Genomic DNA, 15812 nt, shown 5'->3' on the forward strand with positions numbered 1-15812 from the left:
TTTTACATGATTTGTTTTGACTTATAGAGGAAGGTGTTTTTCTTGACAGGGTGCGCGGTAATAAGTACTTGCGTATTAAGACGCTTTAATGCATTTGAGATTGAAGTGCCTTTGTAATGCCAACCGAGAGATTCGAAATAGGCTCTGACTTCTCTTATCTCTCTCGGAGACTGAAAAAAATCACTTGACAAAAGCTTATGCTTGATAGCATATACGATCTCTGGAGCTTGGTCGAAAAAATATGACTGAACGTCTTTATTGAATTTATGCTTTTCAAGGAGTTCTTCTCTTAAATTTTTGTTAGGCTTAAATGTTTCATTAGCTAATTTGGTCAATGTGAAGTTTGTGAATTTGAGGATGTTATCTAATAGATTTAGGTTGTATCCATTTTTCCCACTTTCGACATTCACTAAACTTGCTTTCGATATCCCGGTTGCCAATGAGAATTTCAGCAAAGAAAAACCCAACGATAATCTAATAGCTTTTACATTCCTTCCTATAATTGTCCTTGAAACTTCTTTCATGGACAAATAGAAAAATGCATATCATTTCTATTTGACTACGAAAAATATACTAATGAGATAATTTTTATTATATTTGATTTTGTAACAAGGTATTAATAAGAGTCTTGCGGTCGCATATTCTGACGCCGTGACGTGAGACAGCAGTTGATACCCATGTCTATGTGTAGATATACATATATTTGTATGTCGAGATAGATGTGGGGGCTGCTGTAATTCCATGTCATGTAAGGCGTCAGAAACTTTATTGCGACCATGGTTTGCCGCCCTCACATTTATTAATCTAGCAAACCACCCAAGACTCGTATTTCATACGAGCATGAAACCAGTTGATTTCCATCTTCCAGTACTTGTTGATCGCCAGCGATGGTTAGAGATCGTTCATGCTTATTATTTTCCCTTTCTCTGTTCCAAATTCTTCTATCGTAATCTTTTTAAGGCACCCGAGTGACCTCACTAGAACGGCAACTCTAATCAGTTAATAGTTCACCGCTGAGTTGCCGTTTTTAACTGATCAAATTCTCACTCAACGCTACTCACACATGAAAAAAACTATATTGATTATAGCCATGGCCGCGCTTTGCCTAAATTTTGAGTCCTCAGCTCAACAATCAAAAGCGCCTACTTATAAGATAGGTGACCGCATACCAGATATCACGATCAAAAATGTCCTCAACGCCAAAGGATCAACATTACGACTTTCTGATTATCGCGGTCAGTTATTGATCATCGACTTTTGGGCTACCTGGTGTTCCCCATGTGTAGCCATGATCCCTAGAATGGATAGCTTACAAAAGCAATTCGCGGGAAAGTTATCCTTTCTACCGGTGACCACACAAAGCAAAGAAACCGTTCAAAACTTTTACCAGAAGTTCAACCGCCAGCGATCATCCGCCCTGAAGCCTGTACAGGTCGTTGCTGACAGCCAACTGGATGAAATGTTCCCGCACCGCACCCTTCCGCATTATGTCTGGATCGATGGCTCTTCCACCGTCAGGGCGATCACGGAATTCAATGAGATCACAGCATCGCATATCCAGACCTTTCTGGAAACCAATCAGCTGGATGTACAGAAGAAAGAAGACCAGCCCGCGATCGCCTATCAAAATGATAAGCCATTGCTCGTGAATGGTAACGGCGGCGATGGACAGGGATTGATCTACCATTCTGTAATGACGGGATATAATAGCGGCTTGCCGCTGCAACGCGTGATACAGAAAGAACCGAACGGCGGCTACAAAATATTGTGCAAGAATTTAAACGTGCTTCAACTGCTGGCCACAGCTTACGCCGATCAAGGCAAGGACTATCTATTCAACCTGGATAGTATCAAACTAAAAGTTCGTGACCCTCAAAAACTCACCTCCAATGCGATAGGCATGGCCTATGACCAATGGTTACAGTCGGGTAACGGCTATTGCTACGAACTCATCGTCCCGGCGGCGCTTAAAAAAGATGCTTTCGCCATCATGAGAAAGGAAATGGAAAAATTATTCCCTGCCTATGCACCTTCCATGCAAAGCAAGACGGAAGCCTGTCTTATCCTACAGCAGATCGACCCCGGCGTTATGTCCCGCTCAAAGGGCGGTGAATATCGCGTTTCTGTGGACGCTTTCGGTGCAGATCTCAACAATGCCTATCTCAAACAATGGGTCGATCAGGTCAATGTTCAACGGTTGACCACACTGCCCATACTTGACAGATCCGGAATAAAAGACCGGATAGACCTGAAGATCAGCAACGGCTTCAAAGATACCAAAGTATTGAACCAGGAACTTCGGAGCTATGGACTTCAGCTGATCGCAGGTACACGAACCGTCCCTTTATTGATCGTTGAAGATCGCTAACTACTTGATCAACCTTACTCACATGAAATATATACTATTTTCTATCATTTTCGTTTCCTGGAGCATAGCCCTTCAGGCACAGCATATCATCAACGGTAAAGTGCTCGGCGGTCCTGACAGCACCGTACTTACCGGTGCAACGATCAAGGTCCTGCCAACCGGCGCGGGTACGGTGACCAATAATGCTGGTGCATTCATGATCAATGCGCCATTGTCAAGCAGGCTCCTGATCAGATATCTCGGGTTCAAACCCTTGGAATATATCGTAGGTTCCGGTCAAGACCACAACCTGATCTTTCTCCTGCAACCTGACCCGGCACAACTAAAGGAAGTCGTCATTTCAACCGGCTACCAGGAATTGCCCAAAGAGCGTGCGACCGGCTCATTCGTACAGGTAGACCAGCCATTACTCAACCGTAGCGTCAGTACCAGCGTGATCGATCGCTTGGCAGATGTGGTGCCGGGCCTGACCTTTAACAAAGTAGGCAATAAGGTATCGGAGCAGACGGCCATTTCCATCAGGGGACAAAGCACTCTTTTTGCGCAAACATCTCCGCTGATCATATTAGACAATTATCCATATGACGGAGATATCAACAATATCAATCCGAATGATGTAGAAGGTGTCACGATACTCAAAGATGCTGCCGCCGCCTCCATATGGGGGGCCAGGGCGGGCAACGGCGTCATTGTGATCACGACCAAAAAAGGCCGGTATAACCAGGCGACCAATGTCTCATTCAACAGCAACGTGACCGTTGGCCAAAGACCGGATGCCTTTTATTCGCCGGTGATGAGTGTGTCAGATTTCATAGAAACTGAAAAAACGCTGTTTTCCAAAGGATATTACAATAATCAGGAACGCAATGCCAATAAGATCGCATTGACCCCAGTTGTAGAACTACTGATCGCTAAGCGTGATGGAAAGATGAGCGCCGTTCAAACGGATGCAGCCATAGAGGCGTTAAGGTCAAAAGATGTCCGGAAAAACTACGAACGATACCTGTATCAGCCATCCATCAACCAACAATACAGCTTAAGTATCAACGGTGGATCCGCCGGACAGAAGTTTTATTTGTCTGCCGGCTACGATCATAACCGTAACAGCACCGTTGGCAACGGATATGAACGGATGACCCTGGATGCTAATCACAGTTACTTATTGGCCAATAAAAAACTGACGATCAATTCCAGTCTATTCATTTCCTACAGCAACACTCCTCAAAACGGCCTTGCTCTTTCCGCATTGAATTATGCTACCGGAAAATTACTTTACCCGTATGCAAGCCTGGCCGATGAACAAGGCAACGGATTAGCGGTCACACATACTTACCGTGATGCCTTCCTGCGATCCGCAAATGCGAACGGTTTACTGGACTGGCAATACAAACCATTAGAAGAACTCTCCGTAGCAGATCAGCGTACGGGTCTTCAGAACATCCGAACGAATATCAATCTGAAATACAATTTAGCGACAGGCTTGAGTGCTCAACTACTATATCAGTTCGATCAACTTAACTCGAATTATCGGAATCTACAATCTGTAGCCAGCTGGTATACCCGCGATCAGATCAACAGGCTTTCGATCCTGAACAGTGACGGCAGTATCACCCGGCCCGTTCCCTTAGGGGGGATCCTAGACATCAGGCACAGTACTACCAACAGCCATAACCTCCGCTTTCAAACGGATTACTATCGGAACTGGACATCTGCGCATCAGCTCAACCTGCTTGCCGGGGCTGAGGTACGTGATATTCACGCCGCCGGGAGCAGTTACCGTTATTACGGCTATGATAATGAGCATGCCAGCAGCCAGCCTGTCGACTACATCAGTACGTTCACTTCATTCGTCAATCCGGCATCCAGAAGTAACAAGATACAGAACAACGATGCGTTGACCGATCTGACCGACCGCTTTGTTTCCTATTATGCCAACGGTTCGTATACCTACCAGCAACGCTATATTCTGACGGGCAGTATTCGGCTCGATCAGAGTAATCTGTTCGGCGTGTCGGCCAATCAAAAAGGCACCCCGCTTTATTCGGCAGGACTGAGCTGGAATATCAGTGATGAACCGTTCTATAAAGTGAACTGGTTGCCATCGCTTCGCCTGCGTTTTACCTATGGCAGCAACGGGAATGTCGACCGCACACTTTCGGCTTACACGACGGCATTCTATTACAATGCAAGCAATTCGTACCTCAATTTGCCTTATGCAGTGATCGCTAATCCACCCAATCCGGAACTGCGTTGGGAAAGAGTGAATATCGCCAACTTAGGTCTTGATTTCGAAGCACTGAACGCCAGGATAACCGGTATGGTCGAGTACTACACCAAAGCGGGTAAGGACCTGATCGGCAATGCACCGCTGGCACCGCAGACCGGTGTGGCCCAGTTCAAAGGAAATACGGCGAATACGCAGGGGAAAGGTGTCGATCTTACGCTAACGGCTAAGAATCTAAATGGTGCTTTCAAATGGCATACCACTTACCTGTTCACTTGGTCCAAAGATATCGTCAGTAAATACCTGCTTGGATCGACGAACACCTCGCGTGATTATCTTTCAGGCCTCTACAGTACGATGCCGACCGAAGGCAAGCCCCTTTACGGTGTTTACAGTTATCCATGGGCCGGTCTTGATCCGGCGACCGGAGACCCACAGGGATATCTGAACGGCGTCGTAAGTAAAGACTATGGTGGAATCATTGCAGCCTCAACGAAGGACAATATCACTTACCATGGCTCGGCTCGCCCGGTAACTTACGGTGCATTGCGTAACACCTTTTCCTTGGGTAATTTTTCCGTCTCAGCCAATATCACTTATCGATTGGGCTATTTCGTGCGCCTGTCTTCCATTCAATATGCTACGGTGCTGTCAGGACTTGGCGGGCATGGAGACTATAGTGATCGCTGGCAACGACCCGGCGATGAACAACGAACGCAAATCCCGTCGATGCCTTCAGTGATCAATACTAACCGCGATAATTTTTATACCTATTCTTCAGCACTTGTAGCGAAGGGAGACCATATCCGTTTACAGGATATTACCGCATCTTATGAACTGACACGGAAGCATTGGCGAAAACTTCCTTTCAAAACTTTGCGCATTTACGGCTATGCTAATAATCTCGGTATCCTGTGGAAAGCGATGAAAGGTGACCTAGACCCTGATGCCGTGAACGGCGATACGCTACCGTTACCTAAGACCATTGCCTTGGGACTCAAAGCTGACCTTTAAATCTCAGATCATGAAAAATATATACCTTATAATCATATTACTGCTACTGTCCACTGGTTGCACTAAAGAATACCTGGAGAAACGGCCGAATAAAGCATTATTAGTGCCGGAAACTCTTGATGATTTCCAAAAACTACTCGACGCCAGCTTTGACGCCAACCTTAATACGGTCACCGGCCTGAACGAGATCGCTGCTGATAATTTCCAAGCGGACGAACCAACGTTACGATCGCTGGATGTGATCGAAAGGAATAGCTATCTATGGTCTCAGGATATCTACGAAGGCAATTCAGTAAATGACTGGAACTTTCTTTACCAGGAGGTCTTTGTCAGCAATGTCGTACTTTCCGGCTTGCAAAAACTGGATGAAAAGGTCAATGCGTCGCAATACAATGCGATCAAAGGAACTGCACTTTATTATCGTGCAGAAGCATTTTACAGCCTTGCTCAAATGTTCGCTGTACCTTACAATGCTGCGACAGCCACAATTTTGTCTGGCATCCCGATCCGTACCGATCCTGATGTTAACCAGATCTTGAGCAGAGGTACTTTGCAGCAATCTTATGACCGTATCTTAGCTGACCTGCAAGAGGCGGCTCGACTGTTACCTGCAAATGTGCACGTAAAGATCAGGCCCACCAATATTGCCGCATTGGGCATGCTGGCGAGAGTGTCGATCACCATGGGCCGTTACGCAGAAGCATTTAATTACGCCGATCAGGCCTTGCACCAAAATGGTACCTTGATCGATTATAATACGCTAACACCTACAGGATCCGATAGCCCATTCCCCATGATCCTGCCTTTTGGCAACGAAGAGGTGTTATGCTACAATAATCTGGTCGGCTATTCTTTCTTTCTGGAACCATTGGTGCTGATCGACCCTCAATTGTATCAGAGTTATGCAGACGATGACCTTCGCAAAACCTGTTATTTCGCGGACCAGGGTAATGGTGGCTTTAATTATATTGGTAGTTATTCCGGTACCTATGCCACGCTTTTTGGTGGCCCTGCGACAGACGAACTTTATCTTATTCGTTCCGAATGTTCGGCAAGGTTAGGCAACATGGTGCAAGCGCTTAATGACCTGAACGCACTACTGGTTAAAAGATGGAAAGCCGGTACGTATCGACCGGTCACTATCAGCGAAGCAGAAAAATTGTTGGGGATCATATTGACTGAACGACGGAAAGAACTTGTCGGCAGAGGCCTGCGCTGGACCGACCTTCGTCGATTAAATCAGGACCCTAGATTCGCGACCACGCTGACCAGGAATTATGAAGGGAAGACCTTAACGCTGGCACCCGAAGATAAGCGCTACACGTTTCCTATCCCTATGGATGAGATAACCCGAAGCGGAATAGAACAGAATGACCGCTAACAAGAAAGCCGTATGAGGATCATACGGCTTTCTTGTTGTATTAGTTAGCTTTGTAGCCCAGGTTGACCGTGCCTTCCGCATTGTCAGTATTTTCCTGCAACGTGTGCTGGTTAGGGTCATAACCATCGGCGAAGGAGGCGGTACAGATCTTGGTGGCAGACACGCAGTTGCCGCTACCGCTTCCCTGCATCCACGAATTACTGGTCTCGCGGGTGGATGAAGTGGCGATCCGGCGCCATACGCTGGCGAACTTTTTAGGCTCCGGTGTCTTAAAGGCGAAAGCTGCACTGATTCCTAATAACATGGCGAACAGGGTAAGATTTGACTTGATCTTTCTCATGGTGACGAACGCTTTATTACATCAAAAAGCGTTCAGAAAAACTTTAATTAAAATGATCTTTGATTTTTGCCTACTCTTTTGTCGGGTTTTCGGCACCTCCTGTGCGAACCTGGCTATATTGATCCAAGAGCGCTATTTGGTTTAATCCTTCCTGCCAAGCAATCTCCTTTCCCTGTTAATGATGTATATACCGGTCCAACTTAACAGCAAGAAAAAAATGTTGAACAGCAGGTGCGTTTTCCAGTCCATCGATTGGATCACGCCCCCACATGAGCAAGGCATCCAGCCAAAGTAACCAGCCAGTACCAAGGCTACATAGCCGGTGAACAATGTCATGAGTATGGATGATGCAATGTACCCATATAGCCGGCTGCGATTTTTGAAGATCAGGAATGCTGTTACGAGTTCAACGCCCGGCAGTGTCCAAATGATGATCCCAGCTGCCCATTTTGGAAGGGTTTGATTGTACATCTGCTGATTGAATATATCGAAGGCAAGCAGCTTACTGAACGCTGTATAAGTATAAAGTACGATCAATAAGGCACTGATCGCCGTCATCAGCCATTCATGGTTTCGTGAAGCAGGTATTGTATCGATTCTCATAGGATAATGCTCGACACAAAAGAACGATGGTTATCTATAGCAAAACAGTAGTAAAACGGTAGTGTCTATACAATGCCATGAAAGACAGGTATTGATCGTAAATCGAAAACCTCAGCTAATGAACCGGAATATGTCAAAGACAGACCAACACTTTTCGAATCTGTTCCCGGCAACTTTTTTACTACACCAGCAGGATGAAAGATTTTATTGATCATGGCCAGGCTGGCCAATTTGGACACAGGCTGTGTCCAAATTCATTAATCCTGTTCCTCATCGGTAGCAGCAATACCTGCACCATTAATGATACGACTGAAATCATCCTCGGTAGGTAAGTAGCGCGCAATGTCTTCCGGTAGCTGGCGATAATGGTAAGTTGCCACACCCATAGGCTTGTTGACCAGTTCCAATGCATATTCTACGGTCAGCTTACTTTTACTTTTGCAGAGTAGAATGCCGATACTGGGATTATCTTCCGGATAGCGAACGGTTTTATCCAGCAGATGCAAATACCAGTTGAGTTGTTGACTATGTTCCGGCTTAAATTCCGAAGCCTTTAATTCTAACGCGATCATACATCTCAGCTTGCGATGATAAAATAATAGGTCGATGAAATATTCTTTGTCATCCAGCTCCAGGCGAAACTGACGACCCATGAAAGCAAAATCGTTACCTAATTGGCCAAGTGTCTTTGAGATATTGTCAACAATGGCGTTTTCCAGTTCACGCTCAGTGTGCTGGTCATCCAAGCCCAGAAAGGAAAGATTGTATTCATCCCGAAATTCCTGCCGGTGGATACTTAAGCGGGTCTCGTCGATCGTTTGTGAAAAGTTATTCTGAAAATCAAGCTGTTTATGGTAGCGGTCGTATTTAATTTCTTCTTCCAAAATACCCCGGCTCCATCCGCGCTCGAAGCACTGCTGGAGGTAAAACCCACGTTGTTCGGGCTCTTTTACTTTGGCAAAGATCAGGTTGGTATGCCCCCAGGGAATTTTGGCCACAGCCTGTGTCCAAATCTCATTGCCTGCTGTCTGCTCATAAACCAGACGCATCCGTCTGAGATTACGGGAAGAAAAGCCCTTCACACCCGGATACTCGGCCTGCAAATCTTTCGACAAAGTATCGATGATGCCGTTACCCCATCCGCTTTGCGTCCTGACTGACAATACTTCACCCATGTACAGGTAAAGTCCGATAAGTTCCCGGTTTACGGCAAGCAAGCTTTGGTAACGCGCCTGGCTGATACGTAGCTTCAGATCCCTAAGGGTGACCTGATAATTTAATGGAACTATAGACATAGCTGTAATGATTTAAAGAGATTGTGACCTGATGCAAAGTTAATCCAATTGCTTAGAAGTAGTTATTATAGTGGTCACCAGCTTTTTGATGTCACGCTTGATCTGCTGGTATTGATACTGAATTTCCTCAGCGGTCACGCTTCTCACCGAAGGTATATCCTGGTAGGAGCGTTCTTCTTCCTGAATAGCCTGATGATTATTTTGAATAGCGCAGTGGAAAGATTTAAGTGAGATCGGATCATCAGGGTTATCTGCCACCATACCTACAAACTCGCCGGAGGAAAGAGAGGCGATCGTTGATGCAGGCACGGCGAAATCGAGATGGGTTGATTTACTGACAGAAGTATCAGAACTATTCACAGACATACTTTCTTTTTGCTGATTGATCTTACCGATCCGTTCGGACAGTTGCTTTGCCGTATCACCGGTAACCTGGCCACAAATGACGTTACCTACAATGTTCATGATCACTTCTGCCTGTTCCCGGCCATAATCCTTTTTAAGCTGACTATAGTCCTGAACCGCTAAGGTAACAGCCACCTTATTAGACCTTGCTGTAGCAATCAGGTTGTCGATGCCGTTAAAGTAAATGGTCGGAAACTCGTCGAAGATCATACTGCACTTCTGCTGGTTTCTACGGTTGACCAATTTGTTGATTCGATTAACATAAAGAGAAAGTACGGCACCGTTGACCTGCGCCTTTTGCGGATTGTTAGCCAGACACACGATCTTGGGTTCTTCCGGATTATTTATGTCTAAAGAAAAGTCGTCGCCACTGAGCACATAATAGAGTTGTGGAGAAGATAACCGTGCCAAACTGATCTTGGCACTGGCCACCTGACCTTCCAACTGTTCATAAGCTTCATTCCGCCAGGCAGAAATGAATGGGTTGATCAGCACCTCGACCTCCGGTTCCTGCAATAGAACCGCGAACAATTCTTTGTAATCAATCTGTGCCAGTTCGATCACATGCGGCAGGGTGCAGTATTGGCCACCTTCGAACTTTTTCAGGAACCAGATAATGGCCGTAACAAAATTGATCGGTGATTCCACAAAAAAGTCACCCTGCTTTTTGATCCATTCCCTGTTCAGCCCCAGCATAATGGTCCGGCTGGAATCGATGGCATCGGTAATGTCCGTCATGGTTTGCGGTTCTAAGGGATTAGCGCGGTGCATCACCTGATCCAGGTTGATGATGTATTGGACGGGCTTAATGGGATACAAGTAACCATACTTCAGTAAAGCATTATAAACTATCCGCGTCAGATCATCATATTTAAAATCGTATACGAGCATCGTAAAACCCTTTTGGATATGCTGGGTAATGAGGTGGCGGATGACAAAATAAGACTTACCAGCGCCGGGACTACCGGCGACCAGTGTACCACGGAAGGGGTTAATTATATTGATCCAACTGTTGCGGTTCTTGCCCCGCATTTGATACTTAGCAGGAAGATTAAAGGAATATTCATTTTCGAGCAACCGTTCTTCCTGCGGGAAAGACTCATTGTCCTTGTTAAAGATGTCCTGATCTAGCTTGAGCCGCAACTTCCGCATCAGCATACTACCACCGGAAAGGATCAACAGGTAACCCGCGGTTGTCACTGCAACATAAATAAAAGTGAACGATACTTGATCAATAACAACGGAATGCAAAAGCGAACTGGTGCCATACAGCAACAAACCGAGTAGTATATATGTACCTGCCGTCCGAAGCCTGATCTTATCGTCCTTTTTACCTTTGCTGCCCACCAGTGAAACGATCAATAATAACAACGCAGCACTCTTGGCATAAAGCGTATGCTTAAAAAGTCCAAGATTTGTGACAGGTACCAAGATCCTGTCCAGTAACGGCGTTGTCATTTGAATGACTTTGAGTCCCGCATAACAGAACAGGTAAAAGTGGATGATGAGAATCACCAAACTTACCAGCCTGGTAAAATCAATGATCTTTCTGAGTGCTTGTTCATTCTCTCCGGTTTGCATAGCCATAAAATTAAAGGGAGTGTCCGCGTCGTTTTTTTCGTCGCTTATTTTGTTTAAGCTTCGCTAACGCGCCAAAATCTGTGTATTCTTCCTGGTAAAGCGTTTTTAGTAAGCGGTGCTCAGTAATGAAGCTTGGTGCAACTGCTGAAACATGTTCGTTTGTCAAATATGTCTTGGTAATAATTGATGATTCCTGTGGAGGGACTTGGCCTGCCGGACCAGGTAGCCTAAAAATAGCAGCCAAATTTGATGCGCTATATCTTTTACCCAGGTCGCTGCCTTTAAATACGCCTCCGGTATTGTGGTCAATAAAAGTTAACCCATAGATCATACCCTTGGGATTTTTACGGATTACGGCATCAATTCCCTGCGCTTTAAGCGAATGTTCGAATTTCAACCGGGCCGGGTGATTTTGCAGGCTATGATCCAAAGCTGTAATAAGCGATGGTTTCAATGGCTTACGCATGATCTCGTTCAATCGAAATCTATCCGTTAGTGTTTGAAGTGTCGGCTTACCGTAAATACTGCTGGCCTTGATGGGTACGCCGATCTTGTTGCCATTCGCATCCAGTGCCCAGTAGACCAAACCATTTTTGTCATAGATCCGTGTGTCCTTGGCACCACGATCAGCCAGTACGTTGTATTGGTTCAGCACCGCGTTAAATTCTGCCAGGCTGGTGAACTTATAGTTTCTTATAACTCCGCTGATGACGTTGGTGATCGCACGTTTGGTCTCTGACTTCCCATACACGATCGGTTCCAAAGACAGCTTGCCAGCAATTTTTTCAGCTTGTCGTTGATCTTCCGCCTTCACCAGGCCATAATTTAGCTCTACCTGTTTTCGAGATCGCTCGGATGCTCTGTTGGCTAATAAGTGAAAACTGATCCGTTCACCATTGGGCTTGATGTTGGTCGACACCAAATGGAGGTGTGGATGACCGGCATCGTAATGCTGATAGACGAGGTAAGGTTGTCTGCCAAACCCTAAACCCTCCATGTACTCGTCAGCTATTTGCTGAAGCGTATCCTTATCCAGATTTTCGCCGACTGCAAAATTCAACGAAACGTGTAGCGCATTGACCAGTGTGCGCTGGTTTCGCTTGGTCAGATCGGTCAACCGGTGTAACTTGTCACTGAACGACAGGTCAGACGGGTCCTTTAAATAACCCTGCGCCAGGATCAGTTCCGCCTTTCCTAAACGAACCTTATGCTCGTTGTAATTTATTGCACCGAGGATGCTTCGTCCGGTTTTAATTTTTGCGACCATAACTCTGAAAAGCTTTGCATCCGGTCATTGATCTGGGCAATAGCCGGGTCTACTTTATTTCCAATAATCGACATCAATGACAGCCACAAACGATTGTCTGCGGAGCCATGCGCGGCGTTGATTTGACGTACAGCCTGGTTTAAATTATTGCCAATAGCGTTGAGTTCACGGCGCAGCAAGGAGAGCTCTTCCAGCATCTCATCCATGGACTTGTCACGATAATTCACGGTGACCGGTTTTTCCAAAAGAACACTCCTTATGTACTCGCTCATTTTGCGAAAGCGTGTCTTTTTAAACCGCCGGTCAATTAGCAGGAATTCACCTGGTTTGAACCTCGTGGTGATCTTTCGCTCACGGTTTCCTTCCTCATTTTCCATACCTTCTGTCTCATTAAAAATCCGACTTCGGAGGATATTTACCATAACCCCCAAACTGACTTCGGAAGGGAGGGCAAGATCCGTTTGTCCGACAAACGTTTATCTTGCTGATTGCTCAAAAATGCAATCTCGTCCTTTTGCAAAGTCTTCGATTTGGATTTGTTCAACGTCACCAACTTAAAACGATTCACTGTAAAATGGAGACTGCCTAAACCTGCGTTTTACTTCTTGTCGATGGTTATAGATCCACTCAACTGCACATACCTTCCAGTTAAAAATCTTGCCGCCAGTTGGTGTCTTCCACCCACGAGCATCATGCTCGTTGAAGAAGTCGTCAGCTAATTCGTCTTCGCCTTTTTGGTCAAAGTAGATCAGTAAAACGTCCTTATCAGGTGGCATGGTCGTCCCCATGCCATCGTGAATTTGCCTGGTCTTATTGCGGCATTTCCTGTCCTCATTCGGCTGCCTGGGAACAATGCGTTTAGCCTTGCGTTTCATGCCATCTTCATCTGATCATTCAACTTACCGGAGGCCATCAGCTTTTCAATTTCCCCGGAATTGTAATAAGTGATACCACCCAATTTTTTAAATGGGATTAAGCCTTTATCACGAAGATATTGGAGTTTGCTTTCAGATAGCCGGAGCATTTTTTTGATCTCAAAAGCTTTCAGCCACTGGTGGCCCGGCTGGCCGGATTGTTCTTTCAGGAGCTTCTTAATATCAACGATAAGCTGTTGCTTAAAGTCGAGCAAGTCCTGAACCGTGATCAGCTGATCACGGTTTACTTTAGGAAAGTCATGTTGGATTTCATTATGATTTGCCATAGCTTAAAATTTAGCAACAGCAAAGGTGAAGAAGTGAAAAATAAATTTATCACACCTCATGTACGAGGTAGGGTATTTTTTTCGAATTGATGCTCAAGAATATGTTTACTCTCCTATTGATAAGTCTTATTTATTCTTTAATATTTTAGGATTGAAGATTCGAGTCCCGTTCATTCCGCTAAGAGACCCGTCCGGTCCGCGAAAAGCCTCATTTATTGAGGCCTTTTTCGTTTAAAGCCGCGTCCTGCAGCATTATTTTAAAATTCATTGCACAACTAATATCAATCAATGGTAACCATTTAGGTGCTTGTTCGGGTACCTATTTTTTTCGTCCATTTTAGGTACCCTCGAAGCTGAATAGCGCTGTCAGCGTGGGTTTTGGACAGTACGCAAAACAAATTGTTCACTTAAAATTGATGTGTTTTGAAAGTAAATGAAGAGCTGTCATTACTGGTGATGTTAGAAAATCAAAAATGACCAAAGACGGCAAAGCACCGATTATTATCCGACTGACCATTAAAGGTCAACGTCGGGAAATTTATCTTGCGACTTTAGAGAAGACCGTAAAACGGATCAAGGGAACCCCATTAGGAATAGCAGTGGAAAGCCCGCAGGCACGAAGACTTGCAGCGAATAGCCCGGCCCGAAAGGGAATAGCAATGAAAATATTTTAATTTACTTGTCGTGATTAAATAGTTACGGTTCGGTGTTTTTATCTTTAAAATTATATTAATATTGACTAGACCTTTATCCTATCATGAAGAAAAACTCGACCAATGAAAAAGAAAATTTAGAAACACCCATGCCGATTGTTTCTAAGACCGTTCATAAATTACCTTTTAAAGAATTAGGTGGTGAAGGTTTTGAAAGACTAGTTTTGGCTTTTTTACATGAATGGAAAGAATGGAAAACCCTGCAATGGCTTGGCGAGACGGGTAAAGACCAAGGACGGGATATCTGGGCAGTTGACGACGAAAGGACCTATTGCTATCAATGTGCCAATTACCAGAAGCTGACTTTTAAAAAAGTGAGTGAAGACATAGATAAACTGTTTGGAAATAATCTGCAACCGGATAATTTAATAATCGTTTGTGGTGGAAGTGTTCCGAACACGCTTCGGGATAGGATTTTCAAATATGCCACCAACTATTCAATTAACCAGGTAGAGGTTTGGAGCGGCTCAGAGTTTGAAGAGAAATTACGCAGGTATGCTTTCAACGCGATGCTGCGGTTTTTCCATGGGGAAGCATTTCCTAAATCAGGAAATGAAACACGGAAAAAAAAGGTACTGTCTGCTGCGGAAACGATACCTTGTATAGAAATTAGCCTAACTCCATCTTTGCAGGTAAACAATTCAGATGTTGAACTAAGTGTATTCTTAGAGGAAGCGTTTTACAATAAAGAAAAGACGATCGTTCCTTCTGTTCAGATCTCTATCAAAGAAGAATCAATGCTTCGAGAAAAAGTTGAAAAATTATCGAAAGACCAAACCGGAAACAGGAAGCAATTACTCGATTTGAGAAAAATACTTGATTTGATAACAAAAATCAAAGAGGAGTTAGCCGTTAAAGTAAACATAATGGCAATCGCTGACTTATATCCGGTAAAGAGTGATTTTCAAGCATTGTGTGTTAGCTTTCGCGAATTATTAAAACTATGCTTTGATATTAAAATACTCTACGGCGAAACCGAACTCGACACCTTTTTCCCTGTTGCAGACAAAAAAGAGCAAGCTTTAAAATTTGATGGCAAATGGAAGATAGATGTATTTAGAGATTTTGGTGGGAGTACAGGTTTTAGTATATGGTTATCTGATCATGAATTCGACGAATTAAAAAAGAGATTGCCTGCCTCTGTCTCTCCGAGTGATATGTGGATCTTTGGATTTGAATGTAGTGATCTTTCGCAAAAAACCATGGTAGAAAAAGTAATCCCAGCATTTATCGATAAGATTTACGACCTGGCAGTTGACAACGACATTTCACTTGAGAATAAAAACGACTGGTATTATCTGCCGGGATATAGATTAGGTGTCGGTTAGGCCGAAAACAGCTTAGATTTACTGGAACGGATAGCCCAGCCTGGTAGCAATTCTGATATTCACAATGCAAATTAGCTATGTCCAAGGTATAA

Annotated in this window: 14 protein-coding genes; 5 read left to right on the plus strand and 9 right to left on the minus strand. The window is 44.6% G+C overall.

Annotated elements, in window-relative coordinates; translation table 11 throughout:
- Nucleotides 1-2: 2 nt before the first annotated feature.
- Nucleotides 3-524 (minus strand): helix-turn-helix transcriptional regulator, encoded by a 522-nt coding sequence (locus AAGR14_RS04355; protein ID WP_342647379.1) that lies wholly within the window; start codon nucleotides 522-524, stop codon nucleotides 3-5.
- 539 nt (nucleotides 525-1063) lie between these two features.
- Between AAGR14_RS04355 and AAGR14_RS04360 the strand changes: the two genes are divergently transcribed.
- From AAGR14_RS04360 to AAGR14_RS04370, 3 genes are read left to right on the plus strand one after another with little or no spacing between them, the layout of a single operon-like run.
- Nucleotides 1064-2368 (plus strand): TlpA disulfide reductase family protein, encoded by a 1305-nt coding sequence (locus AAGR14_RS04360; RefSeq protein ID WP_342647380.1) that lies wholly within the window; start codon nucleotides 1064-1066, stop codon nucleotides 2366-2368.
- Between the two features lie 22 nt (nucleotides 2369-2390).
- On the plus strand, nucleotides 2391-5606 hold the full coding sequence (locus AAGR14_RS04365; RefSeq protein WP_342647381.1) for a SusC/RagA family TonB-linked outer membrane protein: 3216 nt from the start codon (nucleotides 2391-2393) through the stop codon (nucleotides 5604-5606).
- A gap of 10 nt (nucleotides 5607-5616) precedes the next feature.
- Entirely contained in the window at nucleotides 5617-6987 is a 1371-nt protein-coding gene (locus AAGR14_RS04370) for a RagB/SusD family nutrient uptake outer membrane protein (RefSeq protein WP_342647382.1), read from the plus strand.
- A 40-nt stretch (nucleotides 6988-7027) separates the two neighbouring features.
- Here the strand turns inward: AAGR14_RS04370 and AAGR14_RS04375 are convergent, their stop codons facing one another.
- From AAGR14_RS04375 to AAGR14_RS04410, 8 genes are all read right to left on the minus strand, one after another.
- Nucleotides 7028-7327, minus strand: coding sequence for a DUF6520 family protein (locus AAGR14_RS04375; protein WP_143822036.1), 300 nt, complete (start codon nucleotides 7325-7327; stop codon nucleotides 7028-7030).
- 141 nt (nucleotides 7328-7468) lie between these two features.
- Nucleotides 7469-7930: a MauE/DoxX family redox-associated membrane protein gene (locus AAGR14_RS04380; protein WP_342647383.1), complete on the minus strand. Its 462-nt coding sequence runs from the start codon at nucleotides 7928-7930 to the stop codon at nucleotides 7469-7471.
- A 257-nt stretch (nucleotides 7931-8187) separates the two neighbouring features.
- Complete coding sequence (locus AAGR14_RS04385; protein WP_342647384.1) at nucleotides 8188-9225, minus strand: PDDEXK nuclease domain-containing protein; 1038 nt, start codon at nucleotides 9223-9225, stop codon at nucleotides 8188-8190.
- 39 nt (nucleotides 9226-9264) lie between these two features.
- A complete protein-coding gene (gene mobC, locus AAGR14_RS04390; RefSeq protein WP_342648729.1) occupies nucleotides 9265-11211 on the minus strand; it encodes a conjugal transfer protein MobC in 1947 nt (648 codons plus the stop codon).
- 10 nt (nucleotides 11212-11221) lie between these two features.
- The gene (locus tag AAGR14_RS04395; protein ID WP_342647385.1) at nucleotides 11222-12478 is read right to left on the minus strand and encodes a relaxase/mobilization nuclease domain-containing protein; all 1257 of its coding nucleotides are present in this window, start codon (nucleotides 12476-12478) and stop codon (nucleotides 11222-11224) included.
- Entirely contained in the window at nucleotides 12433-12855 is a 423-nt protein-coding gene (gene mobC, locus AAGR14_RS04400) for a plasmid mobilization relaxosome protein MobC (protein ID WP_342647386.1), read from the minus strand. Before mobC (AAGR14_RS04400) ends, AAGR14_RS04395 begins: the two co-directional genes overlap by 46 nt.
- 177 nt (nucleotides 12856-13032) lie before the next feature.
- The gene (locus AAGR14_RS04405; protein ID WP_342647387.1) at nucleotides 13033-13254 is read right to left on the minus strand and encodes a hypothetical protein; all 222 of its coding nucleotides are present in this window, start codon (nucleotides 13252-13254) and stop codon (nucleotides 13033-13035) included.
- A gap of 95 nt (nucleotides 13255-13349) precedes the next feature.
- Nucleotides 13350-13679, minus strand: a complete 330-nt coding sequence (locus tag AAGR14_RS04410) for a helix-turn-helix domain-containing protein (RefSeq protein WP_342647388.1) — start codon at nucleotides 13677-13679, stop codon at nucleotides 13350-13352.
- A 473-nt stretch (nucleotides 13680-14152) separates the two neighbouring features.
- Between AAGR14_RS04410 and AAGR14_RS04415 the strand changes: the two genes are divergently transcribed.
- Together AAGR14_RS04415 and AAGR14_RS04420 are read left to right on the plus strand one after the other, a co-directional pair.
- Complete coding sequence (locus AAGR14_RS04415; RefSeq protein ID WP_342647389.1) at nucleotides 14153-14353, plus strand: hypothetical protein; 201 nt, start codon at nucleotides 14153-14155, stop codon at nucleotides 14351-14353.
- 83 nt (nucleotides 14354-14436) lie between these two features.
- Nucleotides 14437-15720, plus strand: coding sequence for a hypothetical protein (locus tag AAGR14_RS04420; RefSeq protein WP_342647390.1), 1284 nt, complete (start codon nucleotides 14437-14439; stop codon nucleotides 15718-15720).
- Nucleotides 15721-15812: the final 92 nt, after the last annotated feature.

The sequence above is a fragment of the Mucilaginibacter sp. CSA2-8R genome (genome assembly GCF_038806765.1).
In the GTDB taxonomy this organism is placed as follows: domain Bacteria; phylum Bacteroidota; class Bacteroidia; order Sphingobacteriales; family Sphingobacteriaceae; genus Mucilaginibacter.

What these genes read in the sequence shown, in the direction of transcription:
- AAGR14_RS04355 (WP_342647379.1), bottom strand. Translation starts at nt 524, where the DNA reads ATGAAAGAAGTTTCAAGGACAATTATAGGAAGGAATGTAAAAGCTATT.
- AAGR14_RS04360 (WP_342647380.1), top strand. Translation starts at nt 1,064, where the DNA reads ATGAAAAAAACTATATTGATTATAGCCATGGCCGCGCTTTGCCTAAAT.
- AAGR14_RS04365 (WP_342647381.1), top strand. Translation starts at nt 2,391, where the DNA reads ATGAAATATATACTATTTTCTATCATTTTCGTTTCCTGGAGCATAGCC.
- AAGR14_RS04370 (WP_342647382.1), top strand. Translation starts at nt 5,617, where the DNA reads ATGAAAAATATATACCTTATAATCATATTACTGCTACTGTCCACTGGT.
- AAGR14_RS04375 (WP_143822036.1), bottom strand. Translation starts at nt 7,327, where the DNA reads ATGAGAAAGATCAAGTCAAATCTTACCCTGTTCGCCATGTTATTAGGA.
- AAGR14_RS04380 (WP_342647383.1), bottom strand. Translation starts at nt 7,930, where the DNA reads ATGAGAATCGATACAATACCTGCTTCACGAAACCATGAATGGCTGATG.
- AAGR14_RS04385 (WP_342647384.1), bottom strand. Translation starts at nt 9,225, where the DNA reads ATGTCTATAGTTCCATTAAATTATCAGGTCACCCTTAGGGATCTGAAG.
- mobC (WP_342648729.1), bottom strand. Translation starts at nt 11,211, where the DNA reads ATGCAAACCGGAGAGAATGAACAAGCACTCAGAAAGATCATTGATTTT.
- AAGR14_RS04395 (WP_342647385.1), bottom strand. Translation starts at nt 12,478, where the DNA reads ATGGTCGCAAAAATTAAAACCGGACGAAGCATCCTCGGTGCAATAAAT.
- mobC (WP_342647386.1), bottom strand. Translation starts at nt 12,855, where the DNA reads ATGGAAAATGAGGAAGGAAACCGTGAGCGAAAGATCACCACGAGGTTC.
- AAGR14_RS04405 (WP_342647387.1), bottom strand. Translation starts at nt 13,254, where the DNA reads ATGCCACCTGATAAGGACGTTTTACTGATCTACTTTGACCAAAAAGGC.
- AAGR14_RS04410 (WP_342647388.1), bottom strand. Translation starts at nt 13,679, where the DNA reads ATGGCAAATCATAATGAAATCCAACATGACTTTCCTAAAGTAAACCGT.
- AAGR14_RS04415 (WP_342647389.1), top strand. Translation starts at nt 14,153, where the DNA reads ATGACCAAAGACGGCAAAGCACCGATTATTATCCGACTGACCATTAAA.
- AAGR14_RS04420 (WP_342647390.1), top strand. Translation starts at nt 14,437, where the DNA reads ATGAAGAAAAACTCGACCAATGAAAAAGAAAATTTAGAAACACCCATG.